Origin of the sequence: Bacillus sp. FSL K6-0923, assembly GCF_038630825.1 — a bacterium.
In the GTDB taxonomy this organism is placed as follows: Bacteria; Bacillota; Bacilli; order Bacillales; family Bacillaceae; genus Bacillus; species Bacillus pumilus.
This window is the reverse complement of sequence record NZ_CP152044.1, coordinates 1519483-1537769: the sequence shown is the minus strand read 5'-3', so window position 1 is coordinate 1537769 and position 18287 is coordinate 1519483. Positions and strand designations below refer to the sequence as shown.

General features: G+C 42.3%; 21 protein-coding genes. All 21 read right to left on the bottom strand.

The window, feature by feature from the left end:
- Positions 1 to 3 precede the first annotated feature (3 nt).
- The 21 genes from MHI16_RS07755 to sigG all read right to left on the bottom strand — a co-directional run bounded on the left by MHI16_RS07755 (position 4) and on the right by sigG (position 18182).
- Positions 4 to 1332 carry a solute carrier family 23 protein gene (locus MHI16_RS07755; protein ID WP_061407754.1) on the bottom strand — a complete coding sequence of 443 codons (1329 nt, stop codon included), beginning with the start codon at positions 1330 to 1332 and terminating at the stop codon, positions 4 to 6.
- 154 nt (positions 1333 to 1486) lie between these two features.
- The gene (gene pyrR / locus MHI16_RS07750) at positions 1487 to 2029 is read right to left on the bottom strand and encodes a bifunctional pyr operon transcriptional regulator/uracil phosphoribosyltransferase PyrR (protein ID WP_012009892.1); all 543 of its coding nucleotides are present in this window, start codon (positions 2027 to 2029) and stop codon (positions 1487 to 1489) included.
- A 170-nt stretch (positions 2030 to 2199) separates the two neighbouring features.
- On the bottom strand, positions 2200 to 3114 hold the full coding sequence (locus tag MHI16_RS07745) for an RluA family pseudouridine synthase (RefSeq protein WP_058014040.1): 915 nt from the start codon (positions 3112 to 3114) through the stop codon (positions 2200 to 2202).
- Complete coding sequence (gene lspA / locus MHI16_RS07740) at positions 3111 to 3578, bottom strand: signal peptidase II (protein WP_058014041.1); 468 nt, start codon at positions 3576 to 3578, stop codon at positions 3111 to 3113. Before lspA ends, MHI16_RS07745 begins: the two co-directional genes overlap by 4 nt.
- 94 nt (positions 3579 to 3672) lie before the next feature.
- On the bottom strand, positions 3673 to 4047 hold the full coding sequence (locus MHI16_RS07735; RefSeq protein WP_058014042.1) for a hypothetical protein: 375 nt from the start codon (positions 4045 to 4047) through the stop codon (positions 3673 to 3675).
- Between the two features lie 160 nt (positions 4048 to 4207).
- On the bottom strand, positions 4208 to 6973 hold the full coding sequence (gene ileS, locus MHI16_RS07730; RefSeq protein ID WP_058014043.1) for an isoleucine--tRNA ligase: 2766 nt from the start codon (positions 6971 to 6973) through the stop codon (positions 4208 to 4210).
- A 357-nt stretch (positions 6974 to 7330) separates the two neighbouring features.
- On the bottom strand, positions 7331 to 7825 hold the full coding sequence (locus MHI16_RS07725) for a DivIVA domain-containing protein (RefSeq protein ID WP_003211323.1): 495 nt from the start codon (positions 7823 to 7825) through the stop codon (positions 7331 to 7333).
- 26 nt (positions 7826 to 7851) lie between these two features.
- Positions 7852 to 8628, bottom strand: a complete 777-nt coding sequence (locus tag MHI16_RS07720) for an RNA-binding protein (RefSeq protein ID WP_061407750.1) — start codon at positions 8626 to 8628, stop codon at positions 7852 to 7854.
- 53 nt (positions 8629 to 8681) lie between these two features.
- A complete protein-coding gene (locus tag MHI16_RS07715; protein WP_061407747.1) occupies positions 8682 to 8963 on the bottom strand; it encodes a YggT family protein in 282 nt (93 codons plus the stop codon).
- Positions 8964 to 8969: 6 nt separating this feature from the next.
- Positions 8970 to 9428 carry a cell division protein SepF gene (gene sepF, locus MHI16_RS07710; protein ID WP_003212271.1) on the bottom strand — a complete coding sequence of 153 codons (459 nt, stop codon included), beginning with the start codon at positions 9426 to 9428 and terminating at the stop codon, positions 8970 to 8972.
- A 1-nt stretch (position 9429) separates the two neighbouring features.
- Positions 9430 to 10119, bottom strand: coding sequence for a YggS family pyridoxal phosphate-dependent enzyme (locus MHI16_RS07705; protein WP_058014046.1), 690 nt, complete (start codon positions 10117 to 10119; stop codon positions 9430 to 9432).
- A gap of 6 nt (positions 10120 to 10125) precedes the next feature.
- The gene (pgeF, locus tag MHI16_RS07700) at positions 10126 to 10965 is read right to left on the bottom strand and encodes a peptidoglycan editing factor PgeF (protein WP_081106446.1); all 840 of its coding nucleotides are present in this window, start codon (positions 10963 to 10965) and stop codon (positions 10126 to 10128) included.
- Positions 10966 to 11201: 236 nt separating this feature from the next.
- Entirely contained in the window at positions 11202 to 11438 is a 237-nt protein-coding gene (locus MHI16_RS07695; protein WP_008344958.1) for a YlmC/YmxH family sporulation protein, read from the bottom strand.
- A 79-nt stretch (positions 11439 to 11517) separates the two neighbouring features.
- Entirely contained in the window at positions 11518 to 12294 is a 777-nt protein-coding gene (locus tag MHI16_RS07690) for an ABC transporter ATP-binding protein (protein ID WP_268467068.1), read from the bottom strand.
- Between the two features lie 129 nt (positions 12295 to 12423).
- Positions 12424 to 12780 carry a PTS glucitol/sorbitol transporter subunit IIA gene (locus MHI16_RS07685; RefSeq protein WP_007499733.1) on the bottom strand — a complete coding sequence of 119 codons (357 nt, stop codon included), beginning with the start codon at positions 12778 to 12780 and terminating at the stop codon, positions 12424 to 12426.
- A 26-nt stretch (positions 12781 to 12806) separates the two neighbouring features.
- The gene (locus MHI16_RS07680) at positions 12807 to 13817 is read right to left on the bottom strand and encodes a PTS glucitol/sorbitol transporter subunit IIB (RefSeq protein ID WP_061407741.1); all 1011 of its coding nucleotides are present in this window, start codon (positions 13815 to 13817) and stop codon (positions 12807 to 12809) included.
- Between the two features lie 13 nt (positions 13818 to 13830).
- A complete protein-coding gene (locus MHI16_RS07675) occupies positions 13831 to 14361 on the bottom strand; it encodes a PTS glucitol/sorbitol transporter subunit IIC (protein ID WP_003210918.1) in 531 nt (176 codons plus the stop codon).
- A gap of 18 nt (positions 14362 to 14379) precedes the next feature.
- Entirely contained in the window at positions 14380 to 14811 is a 432-nt protein-coding gene (locus MHI16_RS07670; RefSeq protein WP_003212289.1) for a transcriptional regulator GutM, read from the bottom strand.
- A 12-nt stretch (positions 14812 to 14823) separates the two neighbouring features.
- Positions 14824 to 16068, bottom strand: coding sequence for an SAF domain-containing protein (locus tag MHI16_RS07665; RefSeq protein WP_061407736.1), 1245 nt, complete (start codon positions 16066 to 16068; stop codon positions 14824 to 14826).
- 244 nt (positions 16069 to 16312) lie between these two features.
- A complete protein-coding gene (locus MHI16_RS07660) occupies positions 16313 to 17251 on the bottom strand; it encodes a sugar-binding transcriptional regulator (RefSeq protein ID WP_034662535.1) in 939 nt (312 codons plus the stop codon).
- A gap of 151 nt (positions 17252 to 17402) precedes the next feature.
- Positions 17403 to 18182, bottom strand: coding sequence for an RNA polymerase sporulation sigma factor SigG (gene sigG, locus MHI16_RS07655; protein ID WP_342498155.1), 780 nt, complete (start codon positions 18180 to 18182; stop codon positions 17403 to 17405).
- Between the last annotated feature and the right edge of the window lie 105 nt (positions 18183 to 18287).

Here is an 18287-nt window from a genome sequence, read left to right as displayed (position 1 = left end):
GCCTCACTGGACTTCTTTTAAAAGGTTTTCTGTATTCGATTCATTTGACTCGTCATCGGCCGCATTTTGCTGCGGCAGGATCAGATTCAACAGGACACCCGTGATGGCAGCAAGCGCCATTCCAGATAGTGTGAGGTTGATTTGTTTCACCTCAATGAATGCCCCGCCAATTCCGATGACTAAGATGACTGATGCGATAATGAGATTCCGCTTTTCTTCAAAATTCACTTTATGATCAATCAGGATTCTCAGACCGCTTGAGGCAATAATCCCAAAGAGCAGGAACGAAACGCCTCCCATGACCGCAGACGGTACTGTACTGATTAATGCTGAGATTTTTCCGACAAAGCCGAAGCAGATTGCAAATACTGCTGCTCCGCCGATGACGAAGATACTGAACACTCTTGTGATGGCGAGGACGCCGATGTTCTCTCCATACGTTGTTGTTGGTGGTCCGCCAATGAGTGAAGCGAAGATTGTCGCCGCACTGTCTCCTAAAATGGAGCGGTGAAGACCAGGTTTTTTAATGAAATCTTGCCCTACAACTTTACTTAACACCACTTGGTGGCCGATATGCTCAGACATTGTCACAAAGGCAACCGGCACCATCACGGTGAGAATGCTTAATGTCACAGCAGGTGTGTAATTGACAAATGGTACGACGAAGTCTGGTACAGCAAACCATTTTGCATCAATGACCGGCTGAAAGTTCACAAAACCTTGTGTTAAGGCAAAGAGATAGCCGCTTATAATGCCGATTAATACTGGAATTAAGCTTAGGAAACCTCTTAGGAAAATCATGCTGATAATCGTGACAGCCAGTGTGAAACCCGCGACCGTTAAGTGCTTAAGGCTGTATACAAGCTCGGTTGCATTCGGATCAACATACATCGCCATGTTAACAGCTGTTCCAGCGAGTCCGAGCCCGATGACCATAATGACCGGTCCTACGACGACTGGCGGCAGAAGCTTCATCAGCCAACCTGTGCCGAGCCATTTAATAAATAGTGCAATGAGTGCATAAGCGACACCCGCCATGAAGGCACCAACCATTGCGGCTCCAGGGCCGCCTGTTGCTTTGACATTCAGTATGGGGGCGATAAAGGCAAAGGACGATCCAAGATACGCCGGAATTTGGCCTCTTGTGATAATTAAGTAAACAATGGTTCCAACACCACTTGAGATGAGCGCGACGGCTGGACTCATATCGATGATTTTTGGTACTAGAATGGTCGCACCAAACATAGCAAACAAATGCTGCAGGCTAAGTGACAGCCATGTAAATGGTTTTGGGATATCTCGAATGCCTAAATTGGCTTTTTGCTGACTCATGATTTTTCCTCCTAGATGTGTCCTTCTTCATTAAAAAAGCCTCTTTGCGAGTATGCGCAAAGAGGCCTAGAAAAACCGTACACGTCATGTTAGCCGTGCTCGGTGTCTCTGTTATTGCCCTCTTTGCAAACTCTCTGGAATGCATTTAAAAAGGTTATTTTTCATATATAGCGACAAGGTCGTTTTGATCTACTTCATTCAGTTGAACCATCACTGTCTCTGCTTTTGATGTCGGAATGTTCTTCCCGATATAATCCGCTCGAATCGGCAGCTCTCTGTGTCCCCGGTCGACGAGAACAGCAAGCTGAATGGAAGATGGTCTTCCTACATCCACTAGGGCATCCATAGCTGCTCTAACAGTTCTGCCTGTAAACAGGACATCATCAACGACGATTAGTGTTTTGTCATTAATGTCAGCTGGTATGTCTGCACCCTTCACAAGCGGGTCTTGGTTGTCTGTCTTTTTTGTCAGGTCATCACGGTATAGCGTAATATCAAGTTCACCCACTATGACTGGATTTCCTTCAATTTGCTCAATGCGCTCTGCAAGGCGCTTTGCAAGATGAATGCCTCTTGTCTTGATCCCCGCAAGGATGACATCTTTCATCCCTTTGTTGCGCTCAATCATTTCATGTGCAATTCGGGTCAGCGCTCGTCTAATCGCTTGTTCATCAAGAATGACTGCTTTTTGTTCCATCTTTTACACCTCTTTTTGACAAATAAAAAGCCCCTTCTGCAAAGGGCAGAGAGGGGCGTTCATTTGTGCATACACGTGCACAAATTGATCCGTTATCCTTCTCAGCCTCTCTGGACTGTTTTAAAGAATCTTCATTTCTTCGTTCATTATTTCAAAAAAAGAACGGCCTGTCAATCGTTATTTCTTAATGAATTGATAAAAGCTTGCATATCGGCAGGAACTGGTGCTGTGAACTCGATATATTCGCCTGTTCTTGGATGATCAAATCCTAAAACACCTGCATGCAGCAGCTGACCATTGAAATCGACTGTTTTTCTCGGACCATATTTCGGATCTCCTGCAAGCGGATAACCGATATATTTCATATGAACACGAATCTGGTGTGTCCTTCCTGTTTCAAGTCGGCACTCCACCACCGTGAAATCCTCAAAGCGTTCAATCACATCAAAGTGAGTGACGGCTTGTTTAGAACTTTCTTTTGTCACTGTCATGCTTTGGCGGTCTTTTTTGTCTCTGCCAATTGGGGCATCAATTGTACCTGTATCATGCTGGATAATGCCATGAACAACGGCTGTATATTTTCTTGTGACCGTCTTAGCCACAAGCTGATTGACGAGTGATTCATGCGCCATATCGTTTTTTGCGACCATTAACAGCCCAGATGTATCTTTATCAATTCGGTGGACAATACCAGGACGCATCACTCCATTAATCCCTGATAAATCTGTGCAATGGGCCATTAGACCATTTACTAGTGTTCCTGACACATGACCTGGCGCTGGATGAACGACCATTCCTCGTGGTTTATTCACAACTAGCACATCTGCATCTTCATAATAAATATCAAGATCCATTGCTTCTGCTTCTACATCTAGTGCTTCTGGTTCTGGAATCTCGACTTTAATCTGATCACCAGCTTGTACTTTGTAATTGGCTTTCACTTGCTTCCCATTTACTTCGATCAGCCCATCTTTTACCCACTGCTGGACCTGGGTTCTTGACCATTCTGGTTCTGTCGTGCTTAGAAATTTATCAAGCCGTTCACTTGTTTGTTCTTCTGAAACGGCAATATTTACTTGATTCATGTAGTTGACTCCTTCGTTTTCTTTCCATCTAACAGCATTTGAATGAAGAGCAGAATAACCCCTACACATAGAGAAGAATCTGCAATATTAAAAATTGGGTAGTGATAATTCCCAAAGACGAAATGAGCAAAATCTACCACTTCCTGACGGAAAATGCGGTCGATAAAGTTTCCAATCGCTCCGCCAAGCATTAAGGCCAGCGCAACTCCAAGCAGCTTGTCCTTTTGTCCATGCTTTTGCAAATAATAAACAATTCCCGCAATAACAACGAGTGTGATCACATAGAAAAACCACATTTGTCCTTGAAGAATTCCCCATGCCGCGCCTGAATTTCGGTGTGACGTGATATAAAAGAAACCATCAATCACTGGATAAGAATCTCCGAGCATCATATTTTTGACAATGAGCCATTTTGTTAATTGATCTAAACAAATCATCACGAATGCGATTATGTAATAGAACACACACGTTCCTCCACTTTCATACTTTGATCTTTAAGCATTTTATCAAGAAAACAGGGAGGAGTAAAGAAACTTTAGTTGACAGACAAAAACCTCCCTACATATGGAAGGCTTCAAAATGAGAATCATCTGATTCATGAGGATAAGGAGTGAATGCTTTTTTCTCGTATTGCTTATGATATAAAAAGTCGTCAGCCGTGCGGGCGGTAGGAAGAATACTCATTTGTTCAAGCGGAATGATATCACCTGTTGCCTCACATATACCATAAGTTCCTTGCTCCATTTTTGCAATAGCGAGAGACACATCTTGAAGTTCTTCTTTGATGTGATAAAGAAGCGTGGCCGTTTGGACCTCGTTCATTGAGACATGCTCAGCGGATGAACGAAATGATGCGTATTCAAACAGTTTAGCTTGAAGCTCTTCTTTCATTTGAAGGAGTTCCGTGTAAATCGTCTCTAGATCGCCATTCATGTCGCTATTTCAACTCCTGCCCTGTCGTGATAATCATATTGTTGCCCCGGCTGTCCACTTTAAAGCCATAAGATTTTTCCTTTCGTTCTAAACGCTGTCATTTCTGCAAACAAGAAAACGCCCCGCATATGGCGGGGCGCTAGTTGGTCATATCACACTGTTAATTCTGGTAATATTTTTCCACGATTTCAGCATTTTTCAGTGACAATGTTGGGTATTTCGGATTTGCACCAACATCTTTTGAAATAATACGAGAACGTTCGCACAGTTCTCCTTCTGCTTTTTGAACCACAATTCGCCCTGAAGTGTATTCAGGTGCTGATGTGTCAGCATTTTGCGCATCTTCTACCGTTAATTCAGAGATGATAAAGAGCTGCTTCACATCTTCTTTAATGGATGCAAGAAGGTTTTTCACTTCTTCTGTCGCATAAAGGGTCACACTTGCTTCAAGAGAACGTCCGATAACTTTCTCATTACGTGCAATTTCGAGCGCTTTTAGCACATCGTCACGCACTTCCATAAAGCGGTCAAACTTCGCTTCTGTCGCTTCCGCTTGAGAAACAGCCACACCTTCTGGCATATCTGTTAACTGAACACTTGGCTCTTCAACAAAGCTTAAGTGGCTCCATAATTCATCTGCTGTATGCGGAAGAATTGGTGCAGTCAGCTTCACTAACGCCATTAATGTTTCGTAGAAGACCGTCTGCATGCTGCGGCGGTCAGGATGATCCGCATGCTCGATGTACACGACATCCTTTGCAAAGTCGAGATAGAAAGAGCTGAGCTCAATTGTACAGAAATTGTGAATCGCATGATACACGACCGCAAATTCGTAATCATCATAAGCCTTTTTCACTTTATCAATCAATTTGTTTAATTTGATCAAGATATATTGATCCACTTCGCGAAGCTCTTCTACAGGTACTGCATTGACTGCTGGATCAAAGTCAAATAGGTTACCATGCAGGAAGCGGAACGTGTTACGAATTTTACGGTAGACCTCTGCTACTTGTTTTAAGATATCATCAGATACTGGGTGATCGGCTTGATAGTTGACTGAAGATACCCAAAGTCTAAGAATCTCCGCCCCTAGCTGCTTCGCTACCTTTGTTGGGTCAATTGTATTGCCTAATGATTTACTCATCTTGCGTCCTTCTTTATCAAGCGTAAAGCCGTGGCTGAGAACACCTTTATACGGTGCTTTTCCAGTGACCGCAACTGCTGTTGATAAGGAAGAGTTAAACCAGCCGCGATATTGGTCAGAGCCTTCAAGGTAAAGGTCTGCCGGACGAACAAGATCATCTCTTTCTTCTAAAACAGCTTGGTGAGAAGAACCAGAATCAAACCATACATCCATGATGTCCTGCTCTTTTGTGAATTCACCGTTTGGACTGCCTGGATGTGTAAAGCCTTCTGGCAATAGTTCTTTCGCTTCTTTTTCAAACCAAATATTAGAGCCATGTTCTCTAAATAATTGAGAGACGTGCTGAATGGTTTCATCTGTGATGATCGGCTCACCATTTTCTGCATAAAAGACCGGAATTGGAACGCCCCATACACGCTGTCTTGAAATGCACCAGTCGCCTCTGTCACGCACCATATTGAATAGGCGCGTTTCGCCCCATGCTGGCACCCATTTCGTTTCTTTAATATTGTCTAATAGCGCTTCTCTGAAGTCTTTAATCGAAGCAAACCACTGAGCGGTTGCACGATAAATCGTTGGCTTTTTCGTTCTCCAGTCATGCGGGTAGGAGTGCGTGATAAAGTCGAGCTTTTTCAGCGCGCCTTTTGCTTCAAGCTGTTCTGTGATTGCTTTATTGGCATCCTCGTAAAATAGACCTTCAAAACCAGGCGCTTCTTCTGTCATGACACCTTTTTCGTCTACTGGACATAGTACATCAAGACCGTACTTCATGCTGACAATAAAGTCATCTTCCCCGTGACCTGGTGCTGTATGAACACAGCCTGTTCCTGCATCCGTTGTCACGTGGTCACCAAGCATCACAAGTGAATCTCTGCCATAGATCGGATGCTCTGCAACGACGTTATCTAATTCTTTTCCTTTTAATGTTTTCACGACTTCATACTCTTCAAAACCAAGCGTTTTTGCCACTTGTTCAACTAGCTCAGATGCGACAACATATCGCTCAGCACCCACTTGAAGAACACTGTATTCTAGGTTTGGATGAACACAAATCCCAAGGTTTGCAGGAAGTGTCCAAGGTGTTGTTGTCCAGATGATGAATTGTTCGCCATTTTCAAGTACGCCTTTCCCATCTTTCACTTTAAATGAAACGTAAATGGATGGTGAACGTTTGTCTTTATATTCAATTTCCGCTTCAGCAAGAGCTGACTCACTTGAAGGAGACCAGTTAACAGGCTTTAGTCCTTTGTAAATATAGCCTCTCTTCGCCATTTCTCCGAAGACAAGAATTTGCTGCGCTTCGTACTCAGGCTTTAAGGTGACATAAGGATTGTCCCAATCTGCTCTGACGCCTAATCGCTTAAACTGATTGCGCTGACCTTCGATTTGTTTCCAAGCATACTCCTCGCATAGTTTGCGGAATTCAGCTGTCGACATTTCTTTACGTTTGACTTTTTTATTTTTAGTGAGTGCTGTTTCAATTGGCAGCCCGTGTGTATCCCAGCCCGGTACGTACGGTGCATGGAATCCATTCATTGATTTAAAACGGACAATAAAATCTTTAAGGATTTTATTGAGGGCGTGCCCCATATGAATGTCACCATTCGCATATGGAGGTCCATCATGCAAAATAAAGGTCGGGCGTCCTTTTGTCCGCTCTAAAACCATTTGATAGATGTCTTTTTCTGCCCACTCCTCTTGGATTTCAGGCTCTTTGTTCGGCAAGTTCCCTCTCATTGGGAATTCTGTTTTCGGCATTAATAAGGTGTCTTTGTAGTTCATACCCATTCCTCCATATGCAAATTCTGATTAAAAAACAATAAAAAAAGCCCTCTCATCCCATAAGGGACGAGAAGGCTTGTCTCGCGGTACCACCCTTTTAGACAAGCGCTATTTAATCAGACGCTTATCCACTCTAAAATCGTAACGTGATCAGACGCCTTTTCTTACTCATTCTTTTCAGAAAAGGAACTAAAGGGGTGATCTCATTGCAGCATCTCGTAATGTCAGGCTTCCACCATCCCTGATTCGCTTTATTACGCATATGACAACTGCGAGTGTCCCTTTCAAACGTTTATCTCTTGTTAATTTATGATGGTATTATATGCAACTTGTACACGTCATGTCAAGGTGATGCGCTTATTCTTTTTCGTCAAAGACAGCGTCAACTTCATATTCCAGTAAATGATCCCAATCGTCATTTTTTAGAAGATCAAGCTGAGCTTCGATGAGCATTTGGAAGCGGGTTCTAAAGACTTTCGACTGCTTCTTGAGCTCTTCGATTTCCATCGCAATCTTTCTTGATTTAGATAGTGCTTCGTTGATAATACGATCGGCGTTTTTCTCCGCTTCACGAATAATCAATTTCGCTTCTTTATCAGAATGACGTTTGACGTCTTCTGCCGCTTCCTGCGCCACAAGAATTGATTTGTTTAACGTTTCTTCAATTGTCGCAAAATGACCTAGTCTTTCGTCAAGCTCGTTTACTTTTTCTTCGAGTTCATTCTTTTTGCGAAGCACGATTTCATAATCTTTACGTACTTGGCTTAAAAACTCGTTTACTTCATCTTCGTCATAGCCGCGAAAGCTTTTTGTGAATGTTTTATTATGAATATCATTAGGTGTTAATGGCAACCTCGCCACCTCCAGATTCAAGTTCGTTATGTCAGAAGCTCAAATGTTACTTTAAATTTATCTTTTTTGGTCTTCCCATCAATCGTTTTGAGGCTAAAGCGGCCAAATCCCCTGACAGAGAGCTGATCGCCTTCACCGATTGTAAAAGAAGGGTCCTCAGTGACTTTCCAGTTAACTTTAACAAGCCCATTTTTGACCAACAGCTGTGCCTTTTGCCGAGACTGACGGCTGATTGCAGCACATACCGCATCAAGCCGCAGCGAAGAAATCGTATCTTCTTTGATGTCAGTCTTGCTGATAACCGGCTTTAAATCTGCCTGCGTGATTTCCTCTAATGAAACGGAGGCTCTGCCGACATGCGTCAGCTGCGCCCGAACAAAATCAGCGACATCACTCGTACAAATAAACTGCACATCTTCCTCAGAAAATAACAGATCTCCAAATTTTTGACGCTTCAAGCCTGTCCCAATCAGTGAACCAAGGAGCTTCGGGTGTTCTAACGAAATAAACTTTTTCGCATAGTTCACCTGAAAATAAGACAGTTCAGCATCCTGAGTAGCCGGTTCTAGATATTCAGGATAAATGAGCGCTCTTTTGCGCTCCGCTCCTTCATACCCGCCAAAAAACATGATCCCAAGCTCATCAGCATGCTGGATGACGGACTGGGTAATAAACTGCTCACGCGGATCAAGAAAGTCTGTTAATTTCATTCGATACTGGTCGAGTGCGATTTTTTTCCAGCCTAACACTTGGTCAACAAATGGCTGTTCGTCTTTTCTAAAATGTTGATAAATATCGCTCATTTTGTTCCCCTCTTATGTAAAAGAGCCTGGCAGCGCCAAGCCCGGCAGCTTGTCTACATGAAGCGTGCAATCATATTGTAAAGACCAGTTAGTCCATATGTTGATGCAAAACGAATCACAAGCAATGCCACAATTGGCGAAATGTCAATCATGCCAATTGGCGGAATGATTTTACGAAATGGTTCTAAATACGGTTCGCAAATATTTGTCAGAAAACGCCCAATTGCAGTTTCTCTTGCAGATGGCACCCATGACATAAAGATGTAAATAATAATCGCGAATGAGTAAATCGTTAATACCGTTCCTAAAAAATTAAAAATCAAATTTAGAATCACTATGATTTACCACCTCTGAGGTTCTTCCTCTGTCAAAAGTTCTGATATTGTGCCAGATACATCTACATTATCAGGTGTGCAGAGGAATATATTCGAGCCAATACGCTGGATGTCTCCACCGATTGCATATACAGTTCCGCTTAAGAAGTCGATGATTCGCTTTGCTTGATCGTGCTGAATGCGCTGCAAATTGACGACGACTGCACGTCTGTTTTTAATATGGTCTGCAATCTCCTGCGCTTCTGCATAAACACGCGGCTCACTTAACACCACTTTAGAGGATTTCTGCACGCTTTGCAAGCTGACGACATTTTGTTTCCCAGTCTGCGGACGCTCTTGAAATGCCGCTTTGTCCTTCGTTCCTTTTTCTTCTTGGACTGGTTCTCTTTCTTCATCAATATATTCGTACTCATACTCTTCATCGTCGAGAGTGAAAAAGCTTTTAAACTTATTTTTTATGCTCATGTCACGCACCTCCTGTTTCATTTCCAACAAGTGAAGAGCCAATCCGAACGAATGTCGCACCTTCTTCAATTGCGATTTCAAAATCATTTGACATGCCCATCGATAAATGCTGACAAGGTGCATTTACTTGGTTAAGATGTTTTACTTCTTCTTGCAGGTTTTTTAATGTTTTAAAGCAGTTTCGTATCACAGTGTGATCGTCTGTAAATGGAGCCATCGTCATCAGTCCAGCAATTTCAATCTTTTTGAAATCAGCGAGCTGCTTGACAAATGGAATCACGTCTTCACTTTGCAGGCCGCGCTTTGACTCCTCCAGTGATGTATTCACTTGTACAAAACAGCGAACCGTGTGATCCGCTCTTTTTTCAATTTCATTCGCAAGAGAGATCCTGTCGAGCGAATGTAAGTAGTCAATGGTCTGAATGACAGATTTTACTTTTCGTGTTTGTAAACTGCCGATGAAGTGCCAGCTAATGCTTTCATCGGTTATTGCCGCTTGTTTTTCAAGTAACCCTTGGTCACGATTTTCACCAAAATGCAAAATTCCTGCTTCCTTGGCTTCTTGTGCTCGTTCAATTGAGACATATTTTGTGACAGCGACGACTGATACATCGTCTGGATTTCGACCGGCTCTTTTACATGCTTCGTTTATTTGTTCATTTATTTGTCTGAGATTCTCTCGTACATTCAATTGCTCTTATGCCTCCTTAAACCCGACAAAAGACATCATACGTCCTGTTTTCCCTTGATCACGCCGGTGTGAAAAAAATAGCTGATCATTGCAGCTTGTGCACATCGAACTGACATGTATGTTTTCTTCTATTATCCCTGCATGAAGCAATACGTTTTTGTTTAATGTTTTTAAGTCTAATTTATATTGTCCTTGTGATATCTCGGAATACACATCCACTGTAGAAAAGGGAAGCTGTTTCACTTGATTCAAGACCACATCATCAACTATGTAGCAGCAGCTGCCAATGGATGGTCCAATGACGACTTGTATTTGATCGGTCTTAGCACCTTCTTGATTGACCCATAGATCTACCATCTTTGCACCAATTTGCTTGACGGTTCCTTTCCATCCGGCATGGGCTGTTCCGATGAGTCCATGTTGCGGAGCTAGAAAATAAAGCGGAACACAATCGGCGAAACAAAGAGCGAGCATGATGTTCGGTTCAGACGTATATAAGCCGTCTGTTCCAGGCAGTGCCTCATGATAATGAAGACTTCCTCTTCCTCTTTGCTCCTTGGTGACTTTCTTGATGCGGTCCTCGTGTGTTTGATCTGCAAACACCCAATCAGAGAGCGGCACAGCAGTAGCATCTGCTATGACTTGACGATTCATTTGGACACTAGAAGCATCATCTCCTACATGGAGTCCAGTGTTCAATGATTGATATGGAGAAAGGCTGAAGCCGCCATTTTTTGTCGTAAATCCGGCCAATACCTCTTTACCAGAACATGTCATGTTCGTCCAATCATGAATCATCATTGCATCAGGTGATTTCTGCTGAAAGGGGTCATAATTGTGTGTCAAAGCTGCCTACCACCTTTCATTCATCTCTCTTTATATCGCTCCTATTTTACCACAAGACATGCGTAGACAGTTAGTGGGATTCATTAAATATTACACTCAAATGTGCCCTTTCTACAGGTTTTTTTGCAAATTGATATGAAAACGTAATCTTTTTACCCGAAAAAGACATTGTTTGCTGAGAATGGAGAGCTTATGTTAAGGATCATTGAATGATTCATTGAGGAGTTATACGAATTTTAAGAAGACAATCGGACAAGTATCACATCTTCGCCAATTTTTACTATATTTCGCCACGGCACAATCATTTCCTCTTCTTTTCCGAAAAATCCCATCATTTTACCTGTGCCGCCGATAATGATTGCTTGTATTTTACCGCTCGTAACATTGATATCAATGTCCCCAATGGTGCCTAGTTTTTTTCCGCTTGACACATCGACAACATCCTTGATTTGGAATTCAGAAATACTGATCATCTGTCCTTCCCCGCCTTTCGTTTTCTACTATAATATGTATGATGGAAAAGCAGGGACGCAGACCAATAGTTTCTTTTATCTACAATTTACTTAAGTGAGGACGGCCATTTCTCCACATCACATCTACCGGGCATTCAAAGAAGGAAGAAAGCAAGTCGCTTGTCATCATCTCTTTTGTTTTCCCTTGATCAAAAACAGACCCATCTTTTAATAATAGGGTGTGCTGAAAAACAGGCAAAATCTCTTCTGCATGATGGGTCGTGTAAAGCAAAGTAGGCGCATCAGGCTTTGAAGCAATGAATGAGATGGTCTCTAGCACCTGTTCTCTTGCTAAAAAATCAAGACCCGTCACAGGCTCATCTAAAATCAGGAGCTTAGGATCATTCATTAAAGCCCTCGCAATCAGGACTTTCTGCTTTTCTCCTTGTGAGAGTGTTTCATATGTCCGGTTCGCATATTTGAACGAACCAAATGCTTTTAATAGATCAATGGCTTTCTCTCTTATCTCATCTGTCGGGGTTTCATAAAGCCCGATGGAGGCAAATGCCCCGCTGAGAACAATTTCAAATGCATTGTCGTCTCTGTGCAGTTTCTTTTCAAGTCCCGCAGAAATGAGGCCAATTTTCTTCCTGAGCTTTTCGCCAAGAGCCTCCTTGCCAAAGACATGTCCCAGCACCGTCATCTCACCTGATGTAGGGAAATAATATGAGCAGAGCATATTTAATAAAGCGGTTTTCCCCGCACCATTTAAACCATAAAGCACCCAGTGCTCCTCTTTGTTCACCTGCCAGTCAACAGACTGAAGCAACCATTTTCCATTTCGTTTTAAAGAAACATTCTTTAATTCAAGTGACACCATCGTTTCCTCCTGAGTAAAAATTCTGAATAAACAAATAATGAATGTTTACAGCATATCGCAATTGCTCTTTCTGGTAAACCTCATATAAAAAAGCTGCTCCTTTTGAGGAACAGCTTTTCTTTAACGTTACGAAATTTCAATTCGTACGCCTTCTTTTATATCAGGAAACGTGTGCGGAGATGCAAAGACAGCTCCCGGTAATACATCATCAAACGGCTCTTGGAAGTAAATCGAAATATGGCCGAGCTCTTTAAAGTTGTCATTTGCTTTATTGCCGAGGGCTGTAATCGTGTACGTTTGATCACCCACTTGAATGGTACCGCCCAGTTTCAACGGCTCTTCTTCTAAATGTTCGAACTCATGAATGACGGACATATCTCTTAATTCCTGCGGCGCTGCGGGTCCAAATAAAACAATCAACTTATCTTCTTTAAATTGCGGGACTAAAATCCCGATTTCTTTTACGACAGATTGTGTGACCATGTATCTCGATTCCTCCTTTAATACGTTTAATACATACCAAAGCTGGCAGCGTATGCGATCACAACAGATAGAACCCCTGTAATGAGACGGCTATACAAAACAGCTGGTACTCCATATTGTACCGTTTCCGGCTTCGCTTCACCAAGTGATAGCCCAACTGGAATGAAATCACACCCTACTTGACCGTTGATGGCAAATAGTGCAGGAAGTGCAAATTGAGGCGGGATATTCCCTAGTGCAATTTGACTACCAATGAGAACACCAATTACTTGTGCAATGACTGCACCAGGTCCTAAGACAGGTGATAGGAATGGCAATGTACAAACCACAACGAGGAGTAAGAGTCCCCATATAGATCCTGCCAGTGGTGATAGAAAATGGGCAATCAAGTCACCAATTTTTGTATAATTGATAATTCCAATTAACATACTGACAAATGCCATGAATGGAATAATGTTTTTCAAAAGCATATCAACGGAATCACGACCAGCCTGATAGAACGTACCGGTGACTTTCCCAATTCCTCTTGAGAACCTCATCAAGAAATTACCTTTTTCCTGACGCTCGAGATTTTCCTCTTTCAGTTTTGAATAGGTTTCTTTGAAATTCTCTTTGTCAATCGGCTCACTGTTATCCTGACCTTCTACTGTTGCCTCACCACTTGATGCATCCGCAAAGGAAATATCTTTTTCTGTGACGCCTGATACGAAGATATCCTCTGTAATATGTTTTGCAAGCGGTCCAGAAGGAGAGGATGCCAAAACGTCTACAGTTGGAATGCGCTTCATTGGATAAAGTCCGATTCGCGCGGTTCCTCCGCAGTCAATGACAACACACATCATTTCATCTTCTGGTATCGAGTTTTTAAAGCCATCACATGCTTCTGTCCCTGTCATTTCTGCAATTTTACGTGCAACTGGGTGAATGCCTCCCCCTGTAATGGAAACAACCTTTCTTTTTTTACCGGTTGGTTCAAGCTCCAAGCCTTGTCCCCATCCGCCAGCACCTTTTGCTACAAATACTTTGTGGTTTGTCATGTCTAACCCTCCCCTATTGTGAATTCGCTTTCATTTTTCCTGCTAAGTACTTTGTAATCCATTCAGTAATAATACCGCGAAGTAAAATGACGACGATCCCGACTAAGAAGTACCGAACAGCAAGCTCTGACATTGAGTACCCTGCTTCTTTAATCCCGTTCGCAATTCCTAAGTAGACAAACAGTTCTCCTGCATTGGCATATGGGAACAGTGATGTCACCGGATGAACAAATGAAACAGCTGAATCATAGAATGCTGGTTTTTGTTTTTCGGGTAAGAATCGGCCAAACGTATAAGCCATTGGGTTTGTCAAAATAAGAACGGATAAGATCGGCATTAACGTGTAGCGCAAAATGGTATATTTCGCAGCAAACTGAATTGCTCTATTCACTCGCTCTTCTCCAATAAACTTCATGACAGCATAAGTGAAAGTAAGTAACACAACAAGCGTTGGAACGATACCTGTAACAAGACCCATGAATTGCTTTCCGCCGGCTTCAAACATTCCGATAAAGTGCTCTCCAAACCATTGAATCCATTCCATGTTTCATCTCCCCTTTCTTTAGTTCACATTTGTTATATTTTTTTTCGAAATCGAGACAAGTGCCTGTTCAGCTGCCATGGAAAGTGCGTGCATGACAGCTGGCCCCTTTTTGCGTTTTTTCAACGTCTGCTTCATCATATGGTGCTCGTCTAACACTGCCCCTACATGCTTTCCTTCATATGAAGGGACTTCTTTAAACTTAGATAAGATCGACACACCGCCAAGCACATGGCATTTTTGAATGATATACGATTCATCCACAATGATGAGCGCAATGGCACCAGGGCCAACTTTGCGCCGCTCCATCCCTGAAAATAAGTGGTAGCCTTGCTTCCCTCTGTAATCATCAATAAGTGAATCCATGCTCTTGCGGTAGTACTTGATTTGAATAAAAGATAACCCATACTGCACAATGAGAATGATACAAAGTACGATCGCTAATTTTTCCACAGCTTCACGCCCTTATGATTGAAATAAATGATCTTGTAATGAACGCAGCTTCCAGACCGTTGTGTTTGAATCAAGCTCTACATCATCGTGAGTGAGGAATTGTCCTAATTTGATGTCTTTTTTCGCTACGACTTTTCCGCTAATTAAGCCAATTGGAATGTGGCCGTTCGTTTTCATGTCTTGATGTGTTTCAAGAACACCTCTTACTGAGTATCCACCAATTCCGTCAAGTGATTCTCCAGCTTTAATATCTCTTTTCGCCACAGCGACTGTTTCTGACACTGGTACACCAATTGGGTGAATAGATGAATCATGCTGTAAGACCGCTTTTGCGATGGTAACAGGTGTTTCAAGACTCGCTAAGTGGAAAGGACGGTAAAGTGTGTAGTGTGGGCCTTTTCCAACTTTTAAGTAGCGCAGCTCTTCATCTACTGGCTCAAGGTCACTCTTCACGATGACAAATACACCTGGTGCAAGTCCATTTACATATTCAACGACTCCGAAGTTATCGAGCACGCCGCCTTGCTGTTTTTGATTCAATTTATCTGCAACATTTTCTAAATTCGCTTCGACTCCATGCATACCGACTTTATCTGGCAGAAGCCCTGTCGCGTTACTTAATAAGTTCATTTCCGCCATTGTTTTTGTTCCGTCTTGGAATGCAGCCAGCATATGTGCACTCATATGTTTGCTATCTGCTTCTGCTTTACACGTATCTGGATTTGCTTCTGGGAAGAATGGGTTGTTCTTTCCTTTCCCAGCAACGAGTACTTCAAGCCCCATTGTTTTCGCAAATTCATATAATTCTAGTGTTGCTGCTGGTTCATCTCCAGCTGATCCTGAGTAAACAAGTCCTGCATTTGTGAACAACTTATGCATGACCAATCCGATGGTAATATCAACTTCTACATTTAAAAGAACAAGATGTTTTTTTGAATTAAGCGCTTCCAAAGAAATGTTTGCTCCGACCTCTGGGACACCTGTTGCGTCTACGACAACTTCCACGGAATCTGATTGAATCACTTCTCTGTAATCATTTGTGACAACCATGTGATGCGGCTTTGCATGCTGCTTATAAAAATTCGCTGCCTTCTCTGCTGCACTAAGGTGGATATCACAAACACCAGCAACAATCATGCCTGGAATTTTAGAAATTTGTGAAATGAGTCCAAAGCCCATTTGACCTGCCCCAATAATCCCAACTTTGATTGGATCTCCACTACGTTCTCGCGCTAACAATTGTTGATAGATTGACATCTAAATCATCCTTTCAGGTTTTCTTGCTTCTCGGGTAGATTGCTAGAAATATAATCTGAAACTTTTAACAAATGTTATAAAAATTAACAAAAATCTGTTTCTTGTAACATTTGTTATTTTATTTATCATTTGTTATGAACTTAGTTTATATGATGTGTCAACTTTGTGTCAAGCTAAAATCGATAAAATTTTCAATCTTTTTGAGTCTTTAGACTCAAAAAAACTACCTAATATCATTAGGTAGTTACTTTAATAAGGCATCTCCAGTTCGTTCATCGGTAATTAATACATGAATTAATCCACCTGCTAATGCCGCCCGAATTGCTTCAATTTTCTCTTCGCCGCCAGCGACACCTATGACAAGCGGAATTTCTTTCAGCTTTTGCGGGCTTATCCCCATCACCCGGTCGTTCCATGGGTGGGGATATACTTCCCCTTGATGATCAATAAAGTTATAGCAAATGTCACCTGCTACATCCTTTGCTTGAAGGATGTCCTCTTCGCCGCTTGTCATATAAGATTTCACCATCGTTGAATGCTGCGGAACACCACCAATTCCGACAACCGCGATATTTGATGATTCTCCTAGTTCAATCACTTTTTTGATCGACGGCTGCCGGATCAGGACATCTTTCGCTTCTTTTGTATCAAGCATGACGGGTACATGTAAAAACTCACATTTAGATTTGAGTGCCTCTGTGCATCTCGCAATAATATAGTTGGCGTGGATATCGACATCTTCATTTCCCACACCTCCGACAAGCGGAACAAATGTCACGGATGGATAGTGCTGAACAGACGTAAGCGCTTTCGCCATTTCATGCAGCGTTGTCCCTGAGGAAAACCCGATGACTTGTCCATCTTTCATCACTTTTAATAAAAAGCTTGCCGCCGCGGCTCCGATTCGGCTTTTGGTTGTGTCTTTGCTGAGTGTTTCCACACACACGACTTCTCGCAGCCCATATTTGCGTTCTATTTTTCTTTCTAACGATCCATACTGTTGGTTGACTTCATCATGAATAATGATTTCCACGATTCCTGCTTCACGTGCTTTTGCCAAATATTTCGATATGAGCGAACGACTAACCCCCACCGCTTCTGCGATGTTAGATTGAGTGGCGCCTTCTTCATAATACATATGCGCAACCTTAATGAGCAGCCTTCTTTCATCATGGAATGTCATAATAACCCTTCTTTCCGCTTAAGTGTTCCCTAACAAATGCTATCTAAAATAACATTTGTTAAAAATAGATTAAATGAAAAAAATAACAGAGTCAATACTAGAGGCGTGTTCTCTCATAAGAATGAAAAAAGCCGCACATGAAGCGGCGGCTTTAAAAGATGTTTTTATTCATTTGTTTAATGGCTGCTTTTTCAAGCCTTGAGACTTGTGCTTGAGAAATCCCGATCTCTTCCGCAACTTCCATTTGCGTTTTGCCCTGGAAGAAGCGTTTGCGAAGAATCATTTTTTCTCTGTTGTTCAATCTGCGCATGCCCTCTTTTAAGGCCAATTCTTCCACCCATTGTGTGTCTTTGTTCCGTTCATCACTAATTTGATCCATCACATAAATCGGATCTCCTCCGTCATTATAGATCGGTTCAAACAAAGAGACAGGATCTTGAATCGCATCTAAGGCAAAAACAATTTCCTCATGAGGCACTTCCAGCACTTTGGCAATGTCTTCTGCTGTTGGCTCCTTGCTTGTCTCACTAATCAGCCTCTCACGGACCTGAAGTGCCTTATAGGCAATATCTCTTAGTGAGCGAGACACCCGAATCGGGTTGTTATCACGCAAGTATCGACGGATTTCTCCTATGATCATAGGAACCGCATAAGTTGAAAATCTGACATTGTGGCTTAAATCAAAATTATCAATTGATTTCATTAATCCGATACAGCCTACTTGGAAGAGATCGTCGACATATTCGCCTCTGTTGTTAAAACGCTGAATCACACTTAAAACCAACCGTAAATTGCCATTGACTAGCTTTTCTCTTGCTGTATCGTCACCCTCATCTTGCAGCTGTCTGAACAATTTTCTCATCTCGTCGTTTTTCAGAACAGGCAGCTTGGAGGTGTCGACTCCGCAGATTTCCACTTTATTTCTGGACACTTTTTTCCCTCCCTACAGGAGCTGTTGTACAAAGTTCAGTATCTCCTTGGGATGGAAAAATATGCACGAGCGATGACGAGAATCATGAGAAAAAAGGTTATTTCC

Coding starts and splice junctions, on each gene's coding strand:
- MHI16_RS07755 (WP_061407754.1), bottom strand. CDS start 1,332: ATGAGTCAGCAAAAAGCCAATTTAGGCATTCGAGATATCCCAAAACCA.
- pyrR (WP_012009892.1), bottom strand. CDS start 2,029: ATGGAACAAAAAGCAGTCATTCTTGATGAACAAGCGATTAGACGAGCG.
- MHI16_RS07745 (WP_058014040.1), bottom strand. CDS start 3,114: ATGAATCAAGTAAATATTGCCGTTTCAGAAGAACAAACAAGTGAACGG.
- MHI16_RS07735 (WP_058014042.1), bottom strand. CDS start 4,047: ATGAATGGCGATCTAGAGACGATTTACACGGAACTCCTTCAAATGAAA.
- ileS (WP_058014043.1), bottom strand. CDS start 6,973: ATGAACTACAAAGACACCTTATTAATGCCGAAAACAGAATTCCCAATG.
- MHI16_RS07720 (WP_061407750.1), bottom strand. CDS start 8,628: ATGAGCGATATTTATCAACATTTTAGAAAAGACGAACAGCCATTTGTT.
- sepF (WP_003212271.1), bottom strand. CDS start 9,428: ATGAGCATAAAAAATAAGTTTAAAAGCTTTTTCACTCTCGACGATGAA.
- MHI16_RS07695 (WP_008344958.1), bottom strand. CDS start 11,438: ATGATCAGTATTTCTGAATTCCAAATCAAGGATGTTGTCGATGTGTCA.
- MHI16_RS07685 (WP_007499733.1), bottom strand. CDS start 12,780: ATGGTCACACAATCTGTCGTAAAAGAAATCGGGATTTTAGTCCCGCAA.
- MHI16_RS07680 (WP_061407741.1), bottom strand. CDS start 13,817: ATGACAAACCACAAAGTATTTGTAGCAAAAGGTGCTGGCGGATGGGGA.
- MHI16_RS07675 (WP_003210918.1), bottom strand. CDS start 14,361: ATGGAATGGATTCAATGGTTTGGAGAGCACTTTATCGGAATGTTTGAA.
- MHI16_RS07665 (WP_061407736.1), bottom strand. CDS start 16,068: ATGTCAATCTATCAACAATTGTTAGCGCGAGAACGTAGTGGAGATCCA.
- MHI16_RS07660 (WP_034662535.1), bottom strand. CDS start 17,251: ATGACATTCCATGATGAAAGAAGGCTGCTCATTAAGGTTGCGCATATG.